This window comes from Paraburkholderia sp. Cpub6, assembly GCF_014201065.1.
Lineage (GTDB): Bacteria > Pseudomonadota > Gammaproteobacteria > Burkholderiales > Burkholderiaceae > Paraburkholderia > Paraburkholderia tuberum.
Window position 1 is genome coordinate 73,227 of the sequence record NZ_JACHDM010000024.1, and the last position, 24,852, is coordinate 98,078.

13 protein-coding genes and 3 pseudogenes are annotated in these 24,852 nt (G+C 56.7%); 5 read left to right on the top strand and 11 right to left on the bottom strand.

The annotated features are described in order from the left end of the window. The first annotated feature begins 67 nt into the window (after positions 1-67). Positions 68-1,000 carry an oxygen-dependent coproporphyrinogen oxidase gene (gene hemF / locus HDG33_RS29265; RefSeq protein WP_184037465.1) on the top strand — a complete coding sequence of 311 codons (933 nt, stop codon included), beginning with the start codon at positions 68-70 and terminating at the stop codon, positions 998-1,000. A 152-nt stretch (positions 1,001-1,152) separates the two neighbouring features. Continuing rightward, on the top strand, positions 1,153-1,572 hold the full coding sequence (locus tag HDG33_RS29270; RefSeq protein ID WP_184037468.1) for a hypothetical protein: 420 nt from the start codon (positions 1,153-1,155) through the stop codon (positions 1,570-1,572). A 168-nt stretch (positions 1,573-1,740) separates the two neighbouring features. Here the strand turns inward: HDG33_RS29270 and HDG33_RS29275 are convergent. Beyond that, a pseudogene (locus tag HDG33_RS29275) lies at positions 1,741-2,397 on the bottom strand (TolC family protein); the annotation flags it as partial. 1,168 nt (positions 2,398-3,565) lie between these two features. Further along, positions 3,566-4,369: a response regulator transcription factor gene (locus tag HDG33_RS29280; protein ID WP_184037471.1), complete on the bottom strand. Its 804-nt coding sequence runs from the start codon at positions 4,367-4,369 to the stop codon at positions 3,566-3,568. Between the two features lie 664 nt (positions 4,370-5,033). On the opposite strand from HDG33_RS29280, the gene HDG33_RS29285 reads away from it, so the two are divergent. After that, on the top strand, positions 5,034-6,911 hold the full coding sequence (locus HDG33_RS29285; RefSeq protein WP_311548392.1) for a sigma-54-dependent Fis family transcriptional regulator: 1,878 nt from the start codon (positions 5,034-5,036) through the stop codon (positions 6,909-6,911). Between the two features lie 213 nt (positions 6,912-7,124). Here HDG33_RS29285 and HDG33_RS29290 read toward each other — a convergent pair whose 3' ends face one another. From HDG33_RS29290 to HDG33_RS29305, 4 genes and pseudogenes are all read right to left on the bottom strand, one after another. Beyond that, positions 7,125-9,134 carry a sigma-54-dependent Fis family transcriptional regulator gene (locus HDG33_RS29290; protein WP_260330618.1) on the bottom strand — a complete coding sequence of 670 codons (2,010 nt, stop codon included), beginning with the start codon at positions 9,132-9,134 and terminating at the stop codon, positions 7,125-7,127. 565 nt (positions 9,135-9,699) lie between these two features. Further along, positions 9,700-10,006 (bottom strand): annotated as a pseudogene (locus tag HDG33_RS29295) (hypothetical protein); the annotation flags it as partial. Positions 10,007-10,407: 401 nt separating this feature from the next. Continuing rightward, positions 10,408-11,058: a hypothetical protein gene (locus tag HDG33_RS29300; protein WP_184037474.1), complete on the bottom strand. Its 651-nt coding sequence runs from the start codon at positions 11,056-11,058 to the stop codon at positions 10,408-10,410. Positions 11,059-12,192: 1,134 nt separating this feature from the next. After that, the gene (locus tag HDG33_RS29305) at positions 12,193-13,353 is read right to left on the bottom strand and encodes a DNA cytosine methyltransferase (RefSeq protein ID WP_260330619.1); all 1,161 of its coding nucleotides are present in this window, start codon (positions 13,351-13,353) and stop codon (positions 12,193-12,195) included. Between the two features lie 406 nt (positions 13,354-13,759). On the opposite strand from HDG33_RS29305, the gene HDG33_RS29310 reads away from it, so the two are divergent. After that, positions 13,760-14,656: a GIY-YIG nuclease family protein gene (locus HDG33_RS29310; protein WP_184037477.1), complete on the top strand. Its 897-nt coding sequence runs from the start codon at positions 13,760-13,762 to the stop codon at positions 14,654-14,656. Between the two features lie 934 nt (positions 14,657-15,590). Here the strand turns inward: HDG33_RS29310 and dcm are convergent. Beyond that, positions 15,591-16,940, bottom strand: a complete 1,350-nt coding sequence (gene dcm, locus HDG33_RS29315) for a DNA (cytosine-5-)-methyltransferase (protein WP_184037480.1) — start codon at positions 16,938-16,940, stop codon at positions 15,591-15,593. A gap of 339 nt (positions 16,941-17,279) precedes the next feature. On the opposite strand from dcm, the gene HDG33_RS29320 reads away from it, so the two are divergent. Then, entirely contained in the window at positions 17,280-18,089 is an 810-nt protein-coding gene (locus HDG33_RS29320) for an H-NS family nucleoid-associated regulatory protein (RefSeq protein ID WP_184037483.1), read from the top strand. A 157-nt stretch (positions 18,090-18,246) separates the two neighbouring features. Here the strand turns inward: HDG33_RS29320 and HDG33_RS29325 are convergent, their stop codons facing one another. The 4 genes and pseudogenes from HDG33_RS29325 to HDG33_RS29340 form a co-directional block, all read right to left on the bottom strand. Further along, positions 18,247-19,161, bottom strand: coding sequence for a hypothetical protein (locus HDG33_RS29325; protein WP_184037486.1), 915 nt, complete (start codon positions 19,159-19,161; stop codon positions 18,247-18,249). A 1,582-nt stretch (positions 19,162-20,743) separates the two neighbouring features. Next, positions 20,744-21,274: an HAD domain-containing protein gene (locus tag HDG33_RS29330; protein WP_184037489.1), complete on the bottom strand. Its 531-nt coding sequence runs from the start codon at positions 21,272-21,274 to the stop codon at positions 20,744-20,746. A 790-nt stretch (positions 21,275-22,064) separates the two neighbouring features. Continuing rightward, positions 22,065-22,334, bottom strand: a complete 270-nt coding sequence (locus HDG33_RS38440) for a helix-turn-helix domain-containing protein (RefSeq protein ID WP_409259088.1) — start codon at positions 22,332-22,334, stop codon at positions 22,065-22,067. A gap of 497 nt (positions 22,335-22,831) precedes the next feature. After that, positions 22,832-24,276, bottom strand: a pseudogene (locus tag HDG33_RS29340) (MFS transporter). Positions 24,277-24,852 lie beyond the last annotated feature (576 nt).

The following is a 24,852-nucleotide window of genomic DNA, read 5'->3' on the forward strand; positions in this document are numbered from 1 at the left end:
TAACGTCAATCCCTCCCCTTAAGTCTCGACCGCGCTGGCATCCCGCACTTGCCGCGCCCCACATATCATGACCGATTCGATTCACGACGCTCACGACATCCAGACTGTCCGCACCTGGCTGCAAGACTTTCAGACAAGGATCGCCGACGCGCTCGGTGCGTTTGACGGCACGCCGCTAGCCACCGACAGTTGGCACCGCGCGCCCGACGAGAACCTGCGCGGCGGCGGCTGCACGCGCATTCTGGAAGATGGCGCGTTCTTCGAACGCGCGGGCATTGGCTTCTCGGACGTACAAGGCGACGCGCTGCCCGGCTCGGCGAGCGCGCTGCGCCCGCAACTGGCGGGCCGGGGTTTCGAGGCCATGGGCGTGTCGCTGGTGCTGCATCCGCGCAACCCGTTCTGCCCGACCGTTCACATGAACGTGCGCCTCCTCGTCGCGACCAAAGCGGGCGAAGCGCCCGTGTTCTGGTTCGGCGGCGGCATGGATTTGACGCCCTATTACGGCTTCGAGGAAGACGCCCAGCATTTCCACCGCGTCTGCCGCGATGCGTTGCAACCGTACGGCGCCGATCTCTACCCCCGTTTCAAGCGCTGGTGCGACGACTATTTCTTCCTGAAGCATCGCAACGAACCGCGCGGCATCGGCGGGATTTTCTTCGACGATTTCGCGGAGCCCGGCTTCGAGCAGTCGTTTGCGATGGTCAAGAGCGTCGGCGATGCGTTCCTGGACGCATATCTGCCCATCATCGCAAAACGCCGCGAGACGCCGTACGGCGAAGCCCAGCGCGAATTTCAGGCTTACCGGCGCGGCCGCTACGTCGAATTCAATTTGGTGTTCGACCGTGGCACGCTGTTTGGGCTGCAAAGCGGTGGCCGCACGGAATCGATCCTGTTGTCGATGCCGCCTGTCGTGAAATGGCGCTACGACTGGCAGCCCGAGCAGGGTACGCCGGAAGCGCGCCTGTACAGCGACTTTCTCGTGCCGCGCGAGTGGGTCTGACGCCCTCCGTCGCGCTGCCCTCGCTCCAAGCGCCAGGGAAATAGACCACAACTGAATGCGAACCGCTCAATCCGTCGCTGTGAAACGGGCATTTTGCGCCGCCGCGTCGGCATACTCGGCGGCATGCACTCGATCTGACCGAACTCGTGCTGATGCCGGCCGACCAGCGGTGGCGGAAAGCACATGTGTCGGCGGCCGCGCACCGGCTCGCCATGACCCGCGCAACCGCCGGGTCGCTGACGCTGCTGGACGTGACGGTGAGCGTCGCCACGGAGCACGACAGTCCAACCTACACCGTCGATACGCTGCGACGCTTGGGCGAGCGCGGCGGAAAAGAAGCGCCGATCTCCCTGCTGATCGGCGCGGCTCAGCCAGTTCGGCTCGACACCTGGCGCCACCGGCAACAACTGTTCGACTACGCGCGTATCGCGGCGACGAAGCGTCCCGGTCTCGACCTCACGGCCGTGACGCCCGCAGTAATCGAGGCGATCCCGCAGCGGTCGGCGGACACGAACATGAGTGATGGGCTGAGAACGGCGTTGGCAGCGCTGTTGCGCTCACAACGCGCATAACGAGCGCATCACGCGATCCTTCCGTTCCGAGTGCCGCCTCCTCAGCGCTAGCGCAACTTCCAGCGCTTTTTCTTTCTCATCCGCAGCGACTCCCCGCCAGCCGCTAAAAAAGTTAACAGAAGGCTAAGGGGCATCGTTCGCGCGTAAAAATAGCCCTGAGCCAGGTCAACCAATGAGGGCAGTCTTGTACATCTGCTCGGCCTTGAGCACCTGGTCCCGCGTCTGTGCGAGCATCGCGTGGCCCTGCACGACATCTGCGGCCGTCGCCTTCGCACCGCGGTAGGAGGCTTTCGTCGCAGAGAGTTCGTTGTTCATGTGGTCCAGCAGTTTCTGCTGCAACGAAACCGCCTTCTTTGCATAGATGGCGTTCAGCCATGCACCTGCGGTTTGCTGCCGGACGTTGGCGAGTTGCAGCAGATAGCCATCGTGTTCACGACCGACCATCTGATTGGCCAATGTTGAGCGCAGTTGTCGCTTCTCACCCGAGACCCATTCCTGCTCGACGCCAACGCGGCGCATCGTCATAAAGTCCTGGCCGATTGTGAATTTTTGCGGCCCGGTGATGGGCAGGTTGTCGATACCAGCCTTGAGCGTCGGGTCTGGTAACTGCCCAGCCTTGACAGCGGCTCCCGAGCTGGCGCGTTCCGATGCCTGCGCTGCCTGCATCGCAGCCGAACGGTCAGTTGCGGACTGCAATGCCGCCTCAAGCGTGAAAGGCGCGTTCTGAGCGTGCGCAGCGGCGCTCGCGACAAGCAGCGCGACGACGGGCAAGCGCGCACGCAACGATGCGAGCCGGCGCGGCATGCCGATAGTTTCAGGGTGCATGTTCTAACCCCAACGGCGGAGACCCATAGGGAATCCACGTCCTGGACGCAGGACGACCTCACCGCGGACGCGGTGAACCAGTCAACAAGGGATTAGATTGCTCGAGGCAGTCGCCACAGGCCGCTCGGTTCACGGACGGTGAGCGACCGTACATAGTGAAAGACAACCCGACTTCCGAAGGATGTGGGATGACTGACTGTTGCGGTTACAGCGGGATAGTACAGACTGCCGAACTGGCACTGTGCGGTTATCTTGCAGAAACCGCCTTTTGCCTTGATGGTTGAGGACGATTTCATCGAATCGCACCAGGTCATGGCGACGGACATACCGTCGTCCATCGACATTCTTTGTTGCATCGGACATTCGCCGACCATGCCGCCGCAAAATCATGACCAACACGCTCCCGGGCTCGGTCGGATCCAATAGCAACTGGCTGTCTTCGCACAGGCGCGCGGCTAGCCATTTGTCCCGGGGCGGATCCCGTAACAATCAAAACAAGACGATGTGGTCCGCCCTGCTCCGCGCGAACTTGACTGATTTCGGCGTCACCAGCCGCGCCGTTAGTCGTAGAACCCGTCTGGCGAAGTATTTTGGGGAATAGCATTGAACGTCCGATGAGAACCATTGCTCACAACAGAACGCTGCATTGGGCGATTTTTCATCGCTAATTCGGCGGCGACACGCACATACAGAACGCGCGCCGCCGAGTTGTCGAGGACACCTGAGATCGCGTTTATTGAACGCAAACACGGCATAGATCGACGGTCCGAAGATAAACATTTCTATTAAGCCACGGCACGAAAACGTATTCATCGTAAGCGTTTGAGCCAATGTAAATCCAACGGTGCAAAGAGCAAGACATGGAAATATCCTCGATATGAAAGCACATCGTCATCGATTAAACAAACACAAATAAGTCTTCAAGGTACAGTCAGGAATATCCTCCTCCGAGAACGGATACCTATGCATTACCTACGCTCTAATGATAGACAGAGGCGCGCGAAGATCAATTATCTATAAGAGTTTCCACATACCACATAGGAATCTGATCAACATACCTAGGTATCGAATTTAGCCGAGAACACTTACTCCGCATTCAGATTTAGTAGGACAACATTTGGCGCAAGAAAAAGCGCGACAAGGCCCCGACACACTTCAGCGTCGGATCTCACTCAGCGCTATCGCTCCGAGGTCTCGCGCACGCGGTAAGGTGGATGCCGTTTCGCTCTAAAACGGCCCGATTCGTGCCTAGCGACGAATCGTTAATGACTAGATGCCCGCTGTATACGATCGCATGGTTCTCTTGATTTTGAACCACCTCTCTCAAATAAGCCTCCATTCTAACTAATTCCGCAACCGACTTTGCTTTCATTTTTCGCATCAGATGTGACCTGTTTGCCTTGATGGTTATTTCACTGAGGCATAGTTCGGAAGCAATCTGCTTGTTCATCAATCCCTTGGCCACAAGAGCCAATATGTTTCGCTCTCTGGGTGTAAGGGAAAAATACCGGGCAAGAAGTTCTTTTTGTCTGCGGTCGATCTCTCTACGCCGATAGTCGTATTCGACGGCCGCTTCAACAGACTCCAGCATGTCCTGACTGCGGAACGGTTTGCTCAGAAAATCGAAAGCACCGGCCTTCATCGCATCAACCGTCATCCTTACGTCACCGTGAGCAGAGATAAAAATTATTGGCACGTTAAAATGCGCGGTACGCAGGCGGTGTTGAAGCTCAAGTCCTCCCATTCCGGGCAAGCGAACATCCAGAATCAAACAATTCGCGTCCGCGATTTCACTGTTGTTGAAATTCTCGAGCTGCTGCAACACACCTTGGGCAGACGGAAACTCTTTAACCACGATGCCAACGGAGCTCAGCAATTCCGATATGGCTTCACGCACTGAAGCGTTATCGTCGACCACCAAAGCCCGGGGCGGAGCGTCGGTGGTCCTGAGTTCAGATCTTTGATGAGTCACAATATCCTCCTGCTGTAGCGGTCTGGAGACGCCGCGTCGCCATCGGCTCCATTCCGTTGTGTAGTAATCGCTCCTGCAGCGTCTCGTGTCATGTTTGACGGGGTTGCGACGAGCTGAATCACAGGAGCGGCGGTATAACGCTCCAAATGCATCAACTGTGCCAAAGTAGCCAACGTCGCTTCATAACATTGATTTCAAAGGCATCTTTGTCACCGCTTTCGGGCTCCAGACTCGCTCACGCTCTGAGCGTTCGATTTTCGGACGCCAAACGCATAGAATTCAAACGGTGGGCTTCGGCGTATCTAAACGTATAAATCCAAAGCCGTGCTTACGGACATAGAGCGGTCGAATGAAGCGACTTGGTTCGACGACGGACGAGAGATCCGTTCGAATCTAGGCACCCGCACCAGCCATTCAGGCCGCGCCGCGGCGTCGGGCTGCGGCCGTCGAGAAGCGCTTACACGCGAACGGTCTCTCCCCGAGAAGGACTCCGCCAGGAGGCGTAATGAGAAGGTCTAGTACATCAGTAGATTGGTTTTCCCGTCCGGATCACGATGCGAACATCATGTCGGCGTGGGAACGCATTATTGAGGGACGCGAGCCACCCAGCAGCGCTGTACGCGCAGTCATTGACGCTTCCTGGCATCGGTGCCTAGAGGGTCACGTGGACCCCGAAGCGAAGAGCGGTCCCCCGCCTCTCGACGAAGACGCGGTTTATGACCTGCGCGTCAGGAACAGCCGGCTATTAGATGCCATCGGACCCCTTATCGGGCAAACACGTGAGCTTCTGTGCAGGACTGAGACCGTTCTGGTTCTGACTGACCCGAACGGAACAATTCTCGAGCTCGCGGGCGACTCCCGCATCGTTCGGCCCTTGGGCGAGCTACGCTTGATACCGGGATGTAGCTGGACGGAACACACCGGTGGGACCAATGCGATTGGCACCGCGCTTGCGTTGCAGCAACCGGTGCAGATCCATAGCGCCGAGCATTTCTGCATGGCAATGAAGCGGTGGACATGTGCCGCCACCGTTATCTGCGATCCGCAAGACGGCACTGTGCTGGGCGGAGTCGATGTTTCAGGGCTTGCACAAACCTACAGTCGGCACAGTCTTCCATTCATTGTCTCACTCGCCTCACGGATAGAGGGCCGACTCGGTCGGCTCACGCTGGAGCGTCATCTGCGTCTGCTGGAAAACAGTCTTACGTACTGTTCCCAGCGCTCAGACGGCGTCGCAATAGTCGACGAATTCGGACGTCTCGTTAAAACCAACGCGCAGGCGCGCGCCGCATTCGCCCGGCTCGGCGTTTCAGGCTCGCTGGAAAGCGCCTTTCCGATTGCGGACATCGCGGCAATTGCAGAGGGATCAGTGCCGCCGCAGTCGGCGGAGTGGCTGCGCGTGGCGCGAATCGAATGTATCAAAGAAGGGGGGGATACGCTCGGGTTCATGCTGATTGCTTCGGCAAGCATCAGGCTTACCCCCCTACGCCCGGATCAGATATTGCCAGTAGAATCGGAGCGGACGCCGGCATTTTCCGGCATCATCGGCTCGAGTTCTCCTTTGTGCACGGCTATCCAGAAAGCGCAGCAGTTGGCGAAAGCTGCAGTCCCGGTTCTGCTCCTTGGAGAAACGGGTGTGGGGAAAGAGCTGTTCGCACGGGGCATTCATCAGAGCAGCTCGAGGGCTAATGGGCCTTTTGTGGCATTGAACTGCGGCAGCTTTTCGCGGGACCTGCTGACCAGCGAGCTTTTTGGTTATGCAGAAGGCGCATTTACGGGCGCACGTCGATCAGGGATGATGGGAAAGATCGAGGCGGCGAATCGCGGCACACTGTTTCTCGACGAAGTCGGAGAGATGCCGCTCGACATACAACCGCATTTCCTACGCGTGTTGGAAGAAGGCGAGGTTCTGCGACTGGGCGAGAACATGGCTCGCAAGGTTGATTTCCGATTGATCGCCGCAACCAATCGCGACTTGCGGGCGAAGATTGCTGACGGTAGCTTCCGCACTGACCTTTACTATCGGCTAGCCGTTACCAATATCCCCATTCCCCCGCTACGCGAGCGAAAGGCGGACTTGCCGGACCTGCTCGAACACTGGTTAAGCATTTCCCGTGACCGCTTCGGGGTAGGTAACGTCGTAATCGAAGACACGGCATTTGAGTGTTTGATGAACTATGCGTGGCCCGGCAACGTGCGCGAACTGCGCAATGCGATTGAAGGCGCTGTGCTGATGGCATGCGACGGCGTCATCAGGATTGGCGACCTTCCCTCGGAGATTCAGACGCCCTTTATTTTCGAAGGCGCCCAAGATAGGTCACATACCACAGCCTCCCAGCCAGTTTCCGGCGAGGTCCTTTCGCTTGACGCGGCAGAAGCCGAATCGATAAGGCTAGCGATACAGAAGTATCGGGGTAATCTCACAGAGGCGGCAGCTCAGCTCGGGATCGCGAAGAGTACTCTGTATCAGAAGGTCGCGAGATACGGACTTACCGACGATATTCTGGTCGCCCGTCGAAAGCTTTCTCGCCAGGAGCGTTAATAACTGCAGCTGCAAGCAGCCGGGCGCTATGACAGCGGCATCACGGATAAGATAAGACAATGGCAAGTCGCGCTAGCGCCGCGTTCCCGCCGAATTCACTGTTCGATGGTCAGCAAGGTACTGTCGCGCGCCTGGAGAGCAGAACGTGACCGTTAGTTGTTCGGCCCGACAATGATCGGAATTCAAGCCGCCGCAAGTGCTGCCGCCCTGCGGTCATCGAATGCTGCGCCGTCTCGTAACGGGTTCGCGCTTTAAAGAGTACCTGCTCATCTTCAAATACAGCGTGCTCTTTGCTATCCCGAGCTGAGCTGCCGCGCGGGTCAGGTTACCTTCGCATTGCTGGATCGCCGTTCGGATCGCCTCTGCTTCTACCATTTCAAGCGAGCCCAAATTCTGCTGGCGAGGCTCGACGCCGAGCGGAGGTATCCCCGGCCCGCCCCCCTGAACAGCCGGGAAGGCGCGTACCTCTAGTGGAAGCTCGTTCAAGGTGATCGCACCATCCCTGCTCATGAGCACCGCGCACTCAATCGCATTTCGCAGTTCACGCACGTTGCCAGGCCATGAATAGTTCAACAAGCAGGCACGTGCCGCATCGTCGAACACGGCGCCGATGATGCCGTACCGTTCGAGCAAGACACCTAGCCAGTGTTCGATCAGTTCTTCCACGTCTTGCTTGCGGTCGCGCAGCGGCGGGATCTCGATATGCGTCACGGCGAGCCGGTAGTACAGATCCATGCGGAACTTGCCGTCTGCGACATCCGCACGCAGATTACGGTTCGTCGCGGCGATGAGGCGGAAGTCTACCTTCCGAGCCGTGTTCTCTCCTAGTCGATATATCTCGCCTTCTTCCAATACACGCAGCAGAAATGGCTGGATGTCGAGAGGCATTTCGCCTATCTCGTCGAGAAACAGGGTGCCATGATCCGCAGCTTCGATTTTCCCGGTCATGCCGGATTTACACGCACCGGTAAACGCCCCTTCCGCGTATCCAAACAGTTCGCTTGTCAGAAGGTCGCGTGACATCCCGCCGCAGTTCAGCGCAATGAAGGGACCGTTGGCCCTGTCGCTCGCGTCGTGGATACCCTGTGCAAACAACTCTTTGCCGACACCCGATTCACCGACGAGCAACACAGGGACCGATGCTTTCGCAAGTTGGGTCGCTTTCTGGATCGTCATACGAAGCGCGAGGCTCGAGCCGACAAGGCGGGAGAACGCCGGCGCAGGCGTTATCGAGTGTGAGAGTGAGGCGGCGCGCCGGGCGACGGCCGGCGCAACCAGCATGAAGCCGAGTATTTCGCTGCCTTCCGAGACCGTTTCAATTCGCGCGAGGCGCAGCCACGCCGCTTCCTGCGGCGACATCGCGCCCGCGGCGATACGCGCGATCTCAGGGATGGGGAAAGCGCTTTCCAGCGTGCCCGATATGCCTAGCCGAGCGAATGCGCCCGACGCCTGCGGATTCGCCCTGACGAGGCGCCCCCGATCGTCCACGACAATCACGCCGTCCGTGCGTCCCGAGCAATAAGTCCAGCAACGCTCGATTAGCCGCAGTCGTCGTTCCGTAGCGAACTTGCTGAGGCTGCCTTCGATACGCCCTGCCATTGAGACAATGAACGCGAGACTGTGGCGGTTATAGGTGCGAGCGAGTCCCGATACGTCGAGAACGCCGAGTACCGAACCGTCAACCGGATCACGGATTACTGTCGCTGAACAGGTCCACCGTTTGATTCCTGCGCAGAAATGCTCGGATCCATGAATCTGCACCGGCTGCCGCACCGCCAGAGTAGTGCCGATCGCGTTGGTGCCCGAACTGAGCTCGTTCCACGTGCAACCCGGAACCAGGTGAATCTCGCCCGCCGGTTCGAGAAGGCGCGCATCGCCGGACTGCTCGAGAATCATCCCATTCGGATCCGCAAGCAAGAGGATGGTCCCTGTCTGGGAAAGAAACTCATGCGTCTGCTGGATAAACGGTACGCTGGCACGCATCAGTTGATCATTCCTGATGCGCAAGTCGAAGAGCGGCCCTTCGTCCAGCGGCGCCGGCGCGCGCCTCGTATCTGGGTCCACGCGGCCGTCCAGGCATCGGTGCCAGGACTCGTCCACGATTCCGCGTAGCGCATCCGTCGACGGTTTCCCACCTTGGATCAAGCTCTCCCAGGCGGCCTCGACGCTGGCGTCGGCCACCGGGCTCGCAATCCAGTCCATTGGTGTACCTGTCTTTTTCATGAGCACGCGTCCATGACCCGATCGGCCGGTCGCCCAGCATCTTCCGTGCCTGAAATATCTTCGCCGGGTTTCCGAATCAATCGGTCGTCCGATTCACCAGAAGGCGGCACCAACGCACGATGCCGCGCAAGCTCGCCAAGCTTCCCAAGGGGTCCTCTCGGCACCTCGACGTTTCACTTGGCGGCAGCGTTAGAAATCGGCGACGTTTCAGAAACGTTTCACCGCTTGACGCTATCTTCAGAATACACACCAGAAGCAATTATTGCGCAGCCTCGAGCCTCATCTACGAGCCAAAATTACGTCTGTGTCGGCGAAAGCTCCGCATGGGCTGCGTCCTTTCCCGGAAGATCCCGGACCCATCCCGAATCCGGTTGCGCCGCGTGGAGGGAACCCGTTTCCCGACCACCTGCGGATCGTAACCTAACCCGCGAAATGGTCCATATAAGCCCTGAACGCACGCTGTTCTGAAAAAATCGGGGCTGAGCATCCGGTTCTCGCCTCTCAATGCCGCGTCGCGAAGCTTGCGGAAGAAATAGGCGGCAGAGGGGCATGGCCGTCAGCGAGCTCACGAAAATATGCACTGCTCATACCCCAACGTTACGATGCAGCAGGCGATTTTCATGAAGGCTTCATGGATGAATGCAAGACGTTCAAAACGGATGCGCAGTCGTCGAAGTTACGGAGCCATGAAATGGTGTGCTCGAGAACCCAGCGTGTTTCGCCCAGTCCGCTGCCGTGGGGCTCGCAGCCGTGCCCTTCAGTGATGAGGTGGTGCTTTGAACCGGGTCGCGCGCGCTCCGTGGGATTCGGTCTCGCTATTGACCTGCGCCCACTGCGCGGATGAAGGAGGAATCGACGACGACACGGGACCAGTAATCTGGCCAGCGAAAACTACGTGTGGATGGGCCTCCCGGCCTAGACGTCAGGAACTCTTTGCTCCCATCAGGAGTGGTCGGCGTATAGCCGGAACGAGCTATTGCCGAACGCAAGCTGCTCGCTCACAGCGTAACGTGACTCGAATTGACTCCAGGCGACTTCCGCCGGCCTTGACGCGGTTGTTGGAAACGCTGCGCTATCCGATGACCGCAGGCACGTTCTTCCCGGCAGCATGCTCTGCACCGGTAGCGGCGTCGCCGAACCCTGCTTCCATAGGCGCAACTGCCGCAGGTGCACCTGCACGCTCCGCACCGGCCCCAATAACGTCTCTCCGCCGCTACAGCACCGCCACGTGAATGCTGCCATCGTGCGTAGACGTTTCCAGAAAGAGCCTAGGCTAGTGCATGGAAGCAGCCGAAATGTGAGCGGTCGCCATCAACTTGTGCGCGCAAAAAGTATTCGCGTCCAAGTCGTACCTTGCCTCATAGCCTTGACGTTTCAGCGCGCGGTCTACCACGGCAGTGTGGAGCAAGCATGCAGTTGAGCGTGCAGCCTTCGGTATACCGGGAATCTCATAGTCGTCGAGCAATCCGCCGCTCAGCGCCTCGATAGCCTGCTGGGTGAATAGGTCAGAACCCGGCTGCCCTTTCAAACCACGAAGCAGATTGATTGTTTCGTCGCTTGTTGTTGGACAGGGAATAACGAACATATGTGTCTGTTTTCGGCTCATAGCTATCGAGACCGAGCTATTGGCATTCCAACTGTCGATAGCGTCCCAAACCGCCGGTTCGCACGGGTCCGCTAGCCATATTAGACGCGCATCCGCAATTTGAAGCGTAAACAAAAGCATGAACATTTGGGGACCACGGATGACGCTGACGTCGAAGAATGAACGGCGCGCTTTGACGTAGTGAAGTGGGTTAAAGCCTACGACCTGTTCGAGAACGATTCCACGGACTCGTCGGTCGACACCGGCATATTCTGCCGCCGGCATGATGACGCCAAGAGGAATACTGGACGACGCGTCGATTGGATTACAAATCGCCATAATAACTTTATCTCCATTTAACCCCCACAATCGGGAAGTGATGGCGAAGATTAAATAATGGAGTCACATAAATCAAGGTATAAATAGAGAATATCGAGCATCAGCTTCAAAAATATATAAATTTATATGTTTTATTTGGAGCGTATAAGTATCTAAATTCAAATCGTGTTGGGAGTGGTTTTGCCGTTTGGAGACGAGTCGTTCCGGCGCTACCCGTCACTGACCTTTGGACGACGTTGCCGACACGCCGTCGGATTTCTGAAACGGGTGCGCTTTGCTCGGCAATAGCGTCCCGAAGCGTTCGCCGATGGCCAATGGGACGAGCAAGTAGCTCAAGGCTAACCGCCTCGAAGAGGCTCACCATTTTTGCCACTCCCAGTTCGGGAAGACTTCCCGTTTCGAAACGACTAATCCGCGAACGGGATACCCCACTCAGTGTCTTGGCCTCCTGCTGGCGTCGCTTTGTCCGAAGATTCCTATCGGCAAAACCGCCTCATCGCTCCCTCACGGGGCTGGCTACCATTCATGCGCACCATTCGTACAGGTCGCATACATCGGGCTCCGGTGTCCTGCCACTACGGTTTCTTCCATGTCGCCCGCTTTTAATGACAGAAGCAATCTCCACGGCACGGATTCTCGCGCCGGCACCTTGGCGATTCACTCCGCTTCTTCCGCAAACTCCTCGTACTTGTCCAGCACCTCGTGCTTGAGATAGTCCAAAGTGGGGTTAGCAGCCAAGTCCTGCACCTTCTCATACGGCAAATAACTGCGAGCTCTGACAATGGCCCCTACGGGAAAATCGAGAACGCGGGCCGCATAAGAGGGCAAGCGCCGACCCAAAACGAATTATTCAGACCCGACTAACTAGATGGAAACTACGGTTGATTGAACAACGAAACGCGACGTGCACTAGACGCGGCGCTCAAGCTTCCGTGTCACGAGCAGCCATTGGCAGCGTCTAGAAAGAGGCGCCGAGGCCCGTCGAGACGGTGTTTGATGCCCAAGTCCACGGACGACGCGGTTAATGAAGATATCGACGCGAACCCGCTTCGCCCGCGCCGCAGCGCACGTGCTCCTACAAGATGGAACGAATGGGCGGCGCCCGCCCGTTACGGTTCTCACTTGGAAGGTTGTTCACCGTGCGCTCATACACTGACGAATCCAGTGTCCTGCCGCTCTTGCCAACTGCACGGGCATAGCATTGCCGAGTTGTCGCAGCGCTCGACTCGACGAACCCGCCGGCACAAATGTGTCTGGCATTCCCTGCAACCGGCAGGCCTCCCGGACAGTGAAATATCTTGCGGCACCCATACCGTCGACCAACATATTCTCGCCACCGGGCACCCCATGGCACCCGGCCTTGAGGGCCTTAGCCGGCTGGTCAATTTCACTCCCTTCGTGGCCAGGATAGGCTCTCGCGCCCGCCCGATATTCGTGTCGCAGGGGATCGTCTCCGAGCGTTGGTTCACCGAGGCCGGCGAAAGCATCCCGGCACGTCACCCAAGGCAGCCCTTCTGGCTCGACACGCGTTCGGCTTAGTGTTCGAAAAGCTGTCCGCTCAAAGCGCGACGTTGGCCCGCAAGCGGGACGCGCCAACCCATGCCTGTCCCAATAACAACCGCTTATCCATTTCTCCCACACTAAGCGTTCAACGCTGTGAGTGGCTGAGGGAAAAGGCAATAGCGAACCGCAGTCCTTGCGCACGCCAGCAATCAACACCCGCTCTCTTTTCTGTGGTGCGCCATAGTCCGCAGCATTCACCGCAATCACCGCAACTTCGTATTTATCCCCGCACTCGGAGCCATTGCCGTCACCGCATCTCAGACCGTCCAGGATTCGCGCCAGATATTGCGAGAAACCTGGCCTCAGTAAACCCTTAACGTTCTCAAACAAGAACGCGGGAGGTTGCAGCGTTCGCACTGCACGAATCGCTTCCGGCCACATATCTCTCGGGTCGGTCTCACCCGCTGCGCGTCCGCCCTTCGAGAACGGCTGGCATGGTGGACCACCGGCTACGAGGTCGACCGCGTCAATGTCGCTCCAATCGATATCCCGCATATCCCCTTCTATCACACGGGGAGACTCAGCAAGCTGATGACCCTGCAAATTGTTGCGCAAAGTGGTGCATGCGGTCGCATCCACTTCATTCACCCACCTGTGCCCGAAACCCGCTTGTGCCAACCCAGTGAGCATTCCACCGCAGCCAGTGAACAACTCCCCACAAGTGAGGACGTTGGTTTTTCCCGGGATCAAATATCCCGGCACCATCTCTTCCAAATACGAATGGACCATCATACGAGCCTTCAGTAGAAAGCTCGTGTAGCCGCCGTTTTTATCGCCCGAAAACCCAGCCCGCTACTAAACGAACGCAGATGACTCTCGGTCTGCGCCCCACCGTCCTGGGACGCGACCCCGCCACAGTTGATTACCGAAGTTCGAGACGCGCCTACTTTCCAGCGGTTAAGAGAAAGGCCTTGTCTTCACTCATTCGCAGACACTTGAATCCGAATTCCGAGTGGAATGTATAAATAGATGGATTTTTTTAGATTTAATTTAACAATCTATACAAACGCGATTTATACGTTGCCCAATTGAAACAATAAGAATATCGTTCCACTAAATCGACGTCGCACTCAGACGTCCCAGCCAATAAAACCGTATCCCCGTGCCAGGGGAACACTTAGACCACGAATTTAGAACGATGAACTCACGACCACAAACCATCCAGATCTTCTTGCCGAGCGGCGACCCGCGCGGCATCCGGATCGCTGAAATCACCACGCGCATCGTCCAAGCCATTGATGTACCGCGAAGCCGCATCGCCGAATTCCTCGACATGCGCGAGAGTGAACGCCTGTCCGTCTACATACTAGTTGGCGAGGCGGATGATGGTTCTGGCAAGCTCGCTTATATCGGACAAACGGGGGACTTGCGCAAAAGGCTGGTCGCCCACAATAACGAAAAAGATTTTTGGCAGCGCGCTTTCATTATCTCGACCCGTACTGAAAGTCTGACTCAAACCCACGCGCTGTTTCTCGAAAACTTGTTGATTCAGGAGGCACGGAATGCTGGCCGTTATCGCATTGACAACTGCAACGGTGGTAGCAAACCACATGTCCCTGCTCCACTAGCCGCCGACTGTTTCGAGATATTTGATACGGGCCGCACTCTCGTTGCCTCATTGGGTTTGCCGATATTTGAGCGATTAGGCAATCCTGAAACGACAAGGGAGGCTGGGGAAATCCTCTTCTGCAGACGCGCGAACACTTCCGCATCTGGCTACTATACGGACGAAGGTCTCGTGGTTCTCCGTGGGTCGATTGGGAAGGCCGACGTGAGTCGAGGATTCCAAAATCACTCGTTTGCACGACTGCGAGAAGAGTTGTTGCAGCAAAAAAAGATTTCAGTCCGCGACGGCGTACTTACTTTTGATGAAGACCTGCTGTTCACATCGCCCAGTGGTGCGTCGGCCGTGGTCTGCGGCAGTGCGTGCAACGGCTGGCTCGACTGGAAGAACGAGCACGGTGTGACATTGCACGAACTCAAGCGACGACAGGACGCTGACGTCACACCGGCAACGTATCAGATGGCGGCATGACAAGTTCACCAATATTGCCGCAAAAAACTAGGCGGCGAGCGGCGCCATTAGTGACCCACGCTTCGGCTTCAAACCCACCCCGGGGAATATGCATTAATCGGATGTCACCGCTCCTTATTGGCCCGCTCTATACTGTTGAGCTTCAGTTGAGGGAGACACTCTCGTCCAACGTCTTCGACCGAGAGTGCTGAAGCGCTCAGGTAGTCAAATCGAAGCCCTGCAGGCGCGCCCACCATAATCCGGCAAACGATCAACTATTTTCTTTATCAAGGTCTGCGCAAATCTCATCGGCATCGCGGAAGTTGCCCGCCTGGATGTCTCCTTCCCAGGGCCAGCATTTTCAGAAGCGCGAGGGATTGCTGCTGTTGCTCATAGGGTTGCGCATCATGGACCACAACCGGAGCGGCGCCGTTCTGTGTGACAAGAACAGGCTCGCCGATCTCGGTGATAGTTTGGACCATCTCCGCCATGCGGCTCTTCCCGCACGCTGGAAGTACCCACTAATGACCCGACCAAGCAACTTTAACTCAGCGGCCAATTAATCAAGAAAGGGCCTCAAAAGGGGCTCTACTGTTTCTCGCCTCATAGGAACCAAACCGAAAAAGCGTCGAGTCGGTATCAACCACCGATTCAGTGCCTCGCCAAGCGAGGTCCCTTGACGACAACGTTCAATGATTCGACGTCGAGCATTGTCTCGGCTAACAGTTTCTTTTCCCGTGCGTCCTTGCCTCCCGGACCTTCAGCCGGTGGGCGTCCGCCCCTTCCGTGGCGCCGAAGTTCCCGCGCCATCTAAGAACGACGTGAAACTGTTCGAATTCAAGCGAAACGGCTGCGCGCGTCTTCCTCGAGAAGCAGCACCATTTCTGAAATTCTGTGCTCCGAAACGCGCGTTCACTTTCTCGAAGCCGGTGTTCAGTCTCGCGAAACCAGCTGGTCACGCCACCGTATATCCGGTGAGACACTTCTGGTGCTCGGAGTGCAATGCCTCGCCAATTCGCTGAATCATCGGGACCACGAGCGCATTACCCATGAGACGGGCTCGAGCGGCATCACTGACACCCTGAAGTTCTGTGAAGCCACGCGGGAACCCGTTCAAGCTCTCAAGCTCCTCCGGAGTAAGACGCCTAAGTCGCCCAGAAGCGTCTCGGATTGCGTGCTTTGTGCGCGACGGCGTCGTACCACCTTCCGACGTAATGATTGTCCGGCTTGGGCGGTCGAGCGAATCGGGGAAGCTCATCGCTCCCTCGGAATAGTTGTACTCAAAGCCATTTGCCTGCCGGGGCGTCACTTTTGCAGCCTTTGCCTGAAGCCAGCGAGCCTCATCCTCCGGCTTGATATAGAACGCCGACGGAACCAGCCCGGTCTGCCTGACGACATCACCCAATGTAAGCGCGTCGTGGTGTCCCGTGAACCGCGTGAAATCCGTGATGGTGGCAGCCTTTGCAGCGCACGTGTAGACGGCCCCTTCGAGCATCAAGCCAATATTGCCAAAGCGCGAGCGCCCGTTCGAGAGAGGCCGATAGGCCAACTGTTCGTTCAGCGGCTCCGGGAGAACCGACAACGCGGGTTGCACGGCGTCCAGAGCATTCACCAGAGTGCATGGAAAAGCGTCATATAACAACGTCTGAGCGAGTGGCGTCCCGTCTTGCTCCAAAGTGGCCGCGCGCAACTTTTGGAAGATACCGGTGGACTCGTGATACGCACAGATATAAACGCGCTTGCGACGCTGGGCGTGTCCATATTCGGCCGAGTTGAGCACGCGCCATTCAGCGGCGTAGCCGAGCGCCCTGAGCGTCGACAAAATGACGGCAAAATCCCGGCCTCGGCTTCCAACAGGGCTCGAAATCAGTCGGTCGACGTTCTCAAGCATCAGATACTGAACCGGGCGATTGTCGTCGTTCCGCTCCCGCAGGAGTTGTGCAAGGGGCCACCACAACGCACCCTTCTTGCCAGCAAGTCCTTGTGACTGCGATAGCGGCCTTGCGACTGAATAGTCCTGGCACGGGAATCCTGCGCAGACGACATCAATCTTGGTCTCCCGCACTAGCGCGCATCCCTCCTCGGACGCCAACACCGACTGGATGTCTTCATTAAGATGAACACCTCCCGGCCAGTGATTTTGGTAAACCATGCTCGCGTGCTGGACCCGTGTCGACGGCTCCCATTGACAGCTAAGACTGAATTCGAACGGCGCGCCGTGAATTGACTCGAGCGCCAATCGGAATCCGCCGACTCCGGCGAAGAGGTCAGCGGTATAAAGCTTTGAGGTGTTGCTTTGAGACATCCTGTTTCCTAGGTCTGTTGGAGGAAACAGGTATTGCGACCAGTTTTTATCGCAATCTCAGCTACGTCGCGGATGTCGGAATGACAGAGGGACTGCTTTGATTTCTAGCCCCAATGCACGCGTCCCGGCGACGAGAGTAAGCGGTCTCTTAAATGAGAGCAAGGAATAGCTATGAGATGGCCCTCCTCTAGGACAACATGCGTGCGGAAGCCCGCATGAAAATTTTGTAATGGCCAGAACGAGATATTTTCGATTTCTCGGTATAAGTTTGCTCAAAGAACAGCCACGCTCTTCGATGACTGTGGCATAGTGCGGCAATCAACTTTTAACGAGATAACTATGGCAAACCTCGAAAGCATTCGAGCACGAATCGCAAAGCTTGAGGCCCAAGCGGCATCGGTAGCTGCAAAGCAAAATTCAGGTGTTATCAAAAAGATCCGTAACTTGATGGAACAGCACGGTCTTGCGATTTCTGACATTGAGGCAACCGTCGGGAAAAATCGTGGCCGCAAACCGAGCGCTAACCCTACGAATGCGCGCAGCGCCGCAGCGGCTAAATACCAAGATCCGAAGACCGGTGCAACTTGGTCAGGACATGGCCGCGCACCTGCGTGGATCGCTGGCGCAAAGGACCGAACCAAATTTGAAGTCGCCGCCAGTTCAAGCGCGCCAGCCAAGAAAGCGAAGGCGCTTGCCAAGGTCGGAAACTATGTGCGAGGCCCACAACCAGCCCTGTACCGTGATCCCAAGAGTGGTGCGACGTGGAGTGGGCGTGGACGTGCGCCGGCGTGGATTGCGACTGCGAAAGACCGCACCAAGTTTTTGATTGCAGAAACTGGCGTTTTGACCAACTCATCGAGTTCGCCAGGCAAAGCTACTGCGAAGAGAGCTGCAGCTAAGAACTCGACGACGAAGACGTCGACAACGAAGGCTGCGACTGCCGTAAAGAAGGCCGTTCGCGCTGCACCAGCCTCAGAAAAGGTGACGGCGAAAAAGACGGTCGCGAAGAAGGCGGCAGCAAAGAAAGTATCCGCAAAGAAGGCGGTGACCAAGAATGCAGGGGCGAAGAACGTTGAGACAAATACCGCAGCGCCGTCAGCAGTCGTTGAGCATATCAATGGCGCGGCGACGGCTCAACAGGAAGAGTGACCGATTTTTGATATAGCAGGTAGCCAATCGACCGCTGTTTCGCGAAGCTCATATCGGGCTTTTCGCGGCAGCGGCCGATCTCGCTTGTTCTTGACAAGTCCGCGCTAAAGATCACCGCGACGTTCCCGACTACAACGCGAACCCACAGGCGTGGCACCTACACAGTTGCCCACCCAAACTCACGAATCAGAAATCCAGTCGCATGCACTGCAAGGGCGGCATCCTCATCCGTCACATCGCGCAAGTCGTATTTGCGGACCTCGTTGTGTTTGCCTCTTGGATGTAATCTGTTCACGATATCCAAGGCAGAACAGATCGTTCGTGACTTATCGGAACCAAGTTCGTTCTGAATGGCAACGATGACCTTGCCAAGGTCTCTTTCCAGAATCTGAGCCTCGCCGGACCGATGGTAGAGCCAATGCGACCCGAGCGCCGCACACGCGTTGCGGCATTGGTCGACGACCGATGTCGGAAGCTCGCGATAGGCAACCTCGAGTACACGGGTGATCGCAACGCGGACGGCCGGCAGGCTCGCCGGCGGTACTCGCGTTTCATCGAGCTCAGGCAGAATGCCCATGGCTGACTCAGCGCGAAGGGTGACCATCACATCGCCACTCAGCGTTCGTTCGACCTGCAAAATCCGCCAAAGTGAGAATGCCCCGGCGACGCCGATCGCTAGCTGTAAGCCTTCCCCGCGACTTGGAAGGCCCAGTAGCTCCTGGCACTCTATGAACAGATTGAGCTGCTTAACTATGCGACCGTCGTTGCGCCCTTGCGCGATATCAGACACGAGGTTTGAATGAGCATTGACGGTCCACGGCTCCGAATTGCTAGCGCCTTGCTTCTGAAAAATCCGACCTCTTCGCACGCGAGAAACGGCGTCGAACGAATCTTCTCGAAAAACCCACGCGAACGGATGGGTCTCAATGTTGACTGGCAGATTAGTCAGGTCCACCGGCGATTTCACCAAGGTACATTGTGAGAGAACCGGCGTTGGCAGCGACAGGAAGCACGCGCTATCTCTACCCTCATAAATCAACCCCGTATCTCTTTCAATTCCTAACCGCGACATGGAGGATCCTAGGATGGCAATACCAAGACTATACAAGGTCCGGCGGACTCCAGGGCAGCGGCGCCTGCGATAATGCATCGCCGCCGGTGCTTAATAAGTCTGCGGCGCTATGAGGTAGACTTGGCCCACCGGTTGGATACCCGGACATTCGTCGACAGACGCAAGCAGCGTAATTCTATCCGCAGAATAAAAAACAGCCAGACTATGACCCACGTGGATGTCTCTCTGAACGACTTCGCCGTTCGCTCATTCCGCGAAGTTGCGGATGGTGACTACATCGCCGCACGCTTGTCATTTCGAGCGAATCTTATCCCTCAGTTCCTTTGGCAAAGTCCGCCGGCATCGAAAAATACTTGAAGTGCATCTTGGTACTCAATCGAATCACGGCTTCCGGGAACCGACCGGAGTATTAAGTCCATCCGAACTGACGTATTCGATCAGATATTGATCAGGCACGGACAGGTCCCGTCGTCACTGCTCGGTGGAGCCTCGGTTCCCGAACAACAAGTGCCGCTCGACTCCCCCGGTCATTGAGAAGGTGTAATCGTCGGTACCGACTTGGGCGCCCCCTGTCGCGTTGTAGACGAGGTGCCGGCGCCGCCCCACCGGTTGCATAGCCAACGAGGTCGGAAGGATCACCACCGATCCCTCGGTCGTAGGTCCCTCCGCCAATGAGTGCAGGCGATAGCGTAGCTCCTAGTCCGGCATGGAAGCTCATCCAGAAAGGTAGCTTACTAAAAATAGGATCGCAAAGACCGCTCATCGACGGAATCGACGCATATCGACGGCCAACCTGTGCAGGGTCAGTTCAGCGGCGGTTGCGCACTCAACCTGACGGTCTGCGAAAGAGACGGATCAACGCGTAGCTTCAGTTTTTGAAAGTGCTGCAGAACCCACAAACCAGCTTGGCCACACTCCCTGTCAAAGGTCATATTTTCGCTGACAGTCTGGAATGAGTTCTGCGGTGACGTCCGTCCATTCCGAAATTCCTCTTCCCCGAGCGACACGACTCCAAACGTATTCAGCGTCTGGATCGTAACCGGCAGGGCCGACGAGGTGATATCGGCGCCCGCTTTCGGTAATCCCCTCGCGGAGCTGAGCGTCGAACTCAACAATTTTTGTACTTACACGTCCGGCCCGGTGGTCGACATTGAACCCAACGAAATGTAAGTCTCCAGTACTAGTCTTGCGAATAGACCAGAGCTCGAGGAAGACTTCGGGCTCGTCCTCGACAGGCGCAGAACGACTGATCCACATGTGATTGCCCTTTCCTCTTAAGGTCACTTCGAGATTCACCCGACGTCAGAAGTCAGGTGTCGGCATCTAAGCAGTTGCGACTGCAACTTCGCTTCGACCGTCATGGAAGACGCATCTGTTTCCAGATCACCAAGAGGCGTCCGAGCGGATCTCGAGCCGTCACTCACATCCGCTGCGCAACTACAGGACCTCTTATCGCCTGACGAGAACGGAGGCCACACTCACCGATTTTGCGGTACCTCTTGCATGTTCAGCAATTTACAACCTCAAACCGAGCTCAGACTTTGGACTACGATTGCTTAACTTCTGAGCTTCAGGTGAACACTCACACTTCGCCGAATTGTTCCGCGAGCCGGCATTGCAACAACTCCACTGTCTCAGAATCACCGAGTCCTAGCGCTTGATTACACTTCACGAAATGCTTCTCATAGCCTTCGGCCCCATCATCTTGGTCGTCAATTGCTAACCAACGTCGCAGGCGATGAACTCCAACATATCGAAGCACCTGTATGCCGCGCCCGATTGTTGGCCACGCGAATGCATCGGCGTACATAGAATGAAACGTCGCGCCGACAACGCGTTCCCGAAGTGACGTCGGAAGAAACTTTTTGGCGCGTTTGAATCCGAGGACAGGCACCCATGAAGTTGACAGCACGATTTCAAGCTGCGGGTACGGCTTGAGCAAGGCATCGAGAAGCGGTGCAAATTCGAAAAGCGCAATCCTCTCCGGGTCGCTACTTACAATGCCCCGTCGCGTACGATACGTCGGCCCCCTGTGCAAGGTACCGTCGTAGTCCAAGAACAGGACCGCTCTCTGAACGTCTTCATCGATCCGGTCGTTAGCGCTCGTGGCCATGTCAACGCGTCCAGATGTGTCCGCTCATTCCCAAGATAATCAGGTAAAAGTCGAAACTCCCAGTTCAGCGGACTGCAATATTACTAGGTGCGGAACGTCTCCAAAGGCATCGCCCCGGCCCATCGCACAATCCAGTTTGGTACATCTCATCCGGAAATTCAATATAAATATTGAATTAGGACGAAGCTTCAGTTGATGGAACGACCGTCCTCGATGCAGCAGTCAGGCAGGATGCGGTTGCGTCGTACGACGAAGATCGCGTGCTTTGTGCAATGCAGCACCCAACCTGATAGCCACCGTCGAGGTGAGGATATGCCTTTTCTGCGGCGCCCGGCGGTATGGCACTTAACAAGCCCTTACCGCAGTGCAGCGACGGCGCATGTCTGATCGCGACGGCAATGGCGGAGGAAATGCATTGGCTATGAAGCGAAAATGGCTGTCAGATGCGGACTCGGAGTACTTCGAGGGAAAGACCGCAGCCCTCGGTAGGCTGCTTGCCTGTACTATCATCGCCGGTGAGCACACGTTTTAGCCATGAACTCTGACGCTCATTCGTTCTCGCGCACCTGCAGGAACTAGCAAGGCAACCCGAGACCGCATGCGCCCACGAGCACGATGGTGGCCTATACAGGTGCGGCTAACCGATCGCCGCGGGGCCACCAATGCCTATCTAGGGTTCTCGTCACAAGTGAGACCGGCACGGTGCAAGGTTGTGACTAATTTCAATGAGCTAAGATTCCGAACCGTGCCTGACACAACAAACGGTGATGACTGAATTCAGCAGCGTGCATCAAACGGACTTTTTTCCCCTATGAGACTTCGGTCGCTTCAGTAACTCAAAATCCTCAGCCTTTGAGAGAACGTGCGACAAAGGTTCCCCTAGTTGTTCGGCTATCACCAAGAGCGTATCTAGCGAAACGTTAACTTTCCCGAGTTCCAGAAGTGACAAATATTGGCTAGTGAGCCCGCACCGCTTCGCAAACTCAATCTGTGTCAGTTTGAGCTCAAGCCGCAGTAATCGAATGACCTTACCGACGGGTGGACGCTCGACCATAAACATGCCTTAGTAAAAATTGCGGCAGGCGCTCTGAAAAACGTCTTTTCAAAAGAGCACGTCACAACTCCGCTCGCGATGTATTGATAACGCAGCACCTTGTCGGCATGGAACCGGCAGGGTCTACATTGCGGCTCTTCAACACAAACAATGCATCGGCACAATGTTATCAATTTGGTCGCAAAAGACAAAGCGCGGTCGTATTCGTCCAAGGGGAAGGTTCGGCGAAGGACGCAGCGCATTGCGGCCGGAGACAGCGTCAACTTACTCTTCGCCAAGAAAGACTGCTAGGAGGCAAACAGAATCCACGCTTGAAATTTCGACAAAGTTGCCCCCGCTGTATTCCATAAACGCTACGAATTGTCAATTCGACGGCCAGCATATACTTGATTTCGTAGTTCTTACAACCGAACGAGTAAGAGCAGGTAGGGATCGATTCACATAGAAAAGCCACTGTGCGCTTATTGTAGGCGGAGATCACAATCGCTCAGGAAAGAACCTAGTTATTTAGAAATCCTTTCGAGTTCCAGACCATTGGTGCGCGGGCCCATCAAGCCAATCGCCAGCATCACGATCAGCATCGCGCCCGCGATGAACACGAACACGCCGGTTGTCCCGAAGTAGCGCAACACCGCCGCGATCAGAAACGCCGTGAAAATCGCGGAAAAACGGCTCCAGGAGTAGACGAAGCCGACCGCGCGCGCCCGGATGCTGGTCGGAAACAGCTCGGTCTGATACGCGTGATAGCTGTACGAAATGATGTTGCCGGCAAGCGTCAGGCACACGCCGAGGCTGACGAGCAGTACCGCGCCCGATGCCTGACTGAACCACAGCCCGCATACGATATTGACGCCGGCCATCACGACGATCACCGTCTTGCGCTCGAAGCGGTCGCCGATAAACAGTCCGATGATCGGACCGAGCGGCGCGGCCAACGCGATCACGCTCGAATACATCAGGCTCGTCGTGATCGTGATGCCCTGCTTGATCGGCAGCGTCGGCACCCAGTTCGCGAAGCCATAGAAGCCGACCGTCTGGAAGATGTTGAAGATCGTCATCATCAGCGTGCGGCTGCGGTACGGCGGTACCCACATGTCGCGGAAGCTGCCGCGCGGCGCGACCGGCACGCCGGCGGCGGCAATTCGCGGCCGTATTCGTGGCGCACCTTGGCCTCGAGCGCGTTCATCACGCGGTCGGCTTCGGCAAGACGCCCTTGCTGCGCGAGCCAACGCGGGCTTTCCGGCAACGCGCGGCGAATCCACCAGACGAATAGCGCGCCATGCGCGCCGATCAGTACGACCCAGCGCCAGCCGTCCAGACCGAACAGCGTGCGCGGCACCAGCAGAACCGACAGAAACGCGACCACCGGCACCGCCGTGAAGCCGACCGCCTGCTCGCACGCGAACGCGCGACCACGAATACCCTTTGGAACAAGCTCGGAAATGTACGCGCCAATAGTCACGAGCTCCACGCCTATCCCAATACCCGCGACGAAGCGCCAAAAATTGAGACCTGCGGCGCTGTGTTGAAATGCCATGAATACGTTGGCGATTACGTACCAGACCAACGAATATGTAAAAACCGAACGTCGTCCGAGCCGATCGGCTAGGAACCCGCATGCAATCGTGCCAATGAATAGGCCGGCAAAAAGGACGGCTATAAAGCTTGCGATCCCCGTTGTGCCGAAAATTCCGTGAGTCGTGGGGGTCAGCAGCCCGCTCTTCACGATGCCCGGTGCAACGTACCCGGTGTACAGCAAATCGTACAGTTCGAAGAAAAATCCCAAGCTCAGCAGGATCACCAGCTTCCACACCGTTCGGGTCGGGGGCAACCGGTCAAGTCGGGCCGAAATACTTCCGGCATCTACCCTTTGCCCGGCTTCAGAACTTCCCGCAAGCGGTGTCGCAAGAGACACCGAGCAAGTGATCGCTGCGTCAGGATAGGGCATTACGTGTCTCCGGAATGAAGCGGCGAGAACACAGTTGGGTCACCGTCTCGCATCGCTAGGCAGTCTAAGTTGGCATTAGGTTATTACTTAGTATCGCACTGCAACAATGGCGCATTTCTCACGATACAAAATGAAAATCGCAAAGAATTTAAGTATGGCGGGGGGTTAAAAGCTACGGTTTTTAGCTTTAATGTCCCGTCATGGAAGCAAGACAGCCGTTTTTTAACACCCTTAATTGCACGCCCACAGGCGACGAAGCGCCAGAAATTAAGGCCCGTCGCGGTCTCCTGAAACGCCATCACGAGGTTGGTAGTAATTATTGTATATATATAGGGCTACACCAGCGCAATCCCCTGCCACGCTTGGGTTTGCCGGATTTCCGTCGAGCGCCGGGTTATCGGGAACCGTTCCTCCTGATCGAGCGTATCGAACCCGGAGGGCCGCGCCCTGTGCCACCAGAAACCCGTGGAACTGCTTGAAAAATGGGACATCCTTATTTGCTGGCTGATGCCGGCGTTCTTGGTTGCATTGCACCAGGTGGGCACTGTAACTGTGCGTCCTCCGGCGGACGCATTT

Bases quoted from the DNA above. Each gene is read 5' to 3' on its own strand.
- hemF (WP_184037465.1), top strand. From the start codon at position 68: ATGACCGATTCGATTCACGACGCTCACGACATCCAGACTGTCCGCACC.
- HDG33_RS29270 (WP_184037468.1), top strand. From the start codon at position 1,153: ATGCCGGCCGACCAGCGGTGGCGGAAAGCACATGTGTCGGCGGCCGCG.
- HDG33_RS29290 (WP_260330618.1), bottom strand. From the start codon at position 9,134: ATGAAAAAGACAGGTACACCAATGGACTGGATTGCGAGCCCGGTGGCC.
- HDG33_RS29300 (WP_184037474.1), bottom strand. From the start codon at position 11,058: ATGGCGATTTGTAATCCAATCGACGCGTCGTCCAGTATTCCTCTTGGC.
- HDG33_RS29305 (WP_260330619.1), bottom strand. From the start codon at position 13,353: ATGATGGTCCATTCGTATTTGGAAGAGATGGTGCCGGGATATTTGATC.
- HDG33_RS29310 (WP_184037477.1), top strand. From the start codon at position 13,760: ATGAACTCACGACCACAAACCATCCAGATCTTCTTGCCGAGCGGCGAC.
- dcm (WP_184037480.1), bottom strand. From the start codon at position 16,940: ATGTCTCAAAGCAACACCTCAAAGCTTTATACCGCTGACCTCTTCGCC.
- HDG33_RS29320 (WP_184037483.1), top strand. From the start codon at position 17,280: ATGGCAAACCTCGAAAGCATTCGAGCACGAATCGCAAAGCTTGAGGCC.
- HDG33_RS29325 (WP_184037486.1), bottom strand. From the start codon at position 19,161: ATGTCGCGGTTAGGAATTGAAAGAGATACGGGGTTGATTTATGAGGGT.
- HDG33_RS29330 (WP_184037489.1), bottom strand. From the start codon at position 21,274: ATGGCCACGAGCGCTAACGACCGGATCGATGAAGACGTTCAGAGAGCG.
- HDG33_RS38440 (WP_409259088.1), bottom strand. From the start codon at position 22,334: ATGTTTATGGTCGAGCGTCCACCCGTCGGTAAGGTCATTCGATTACTG.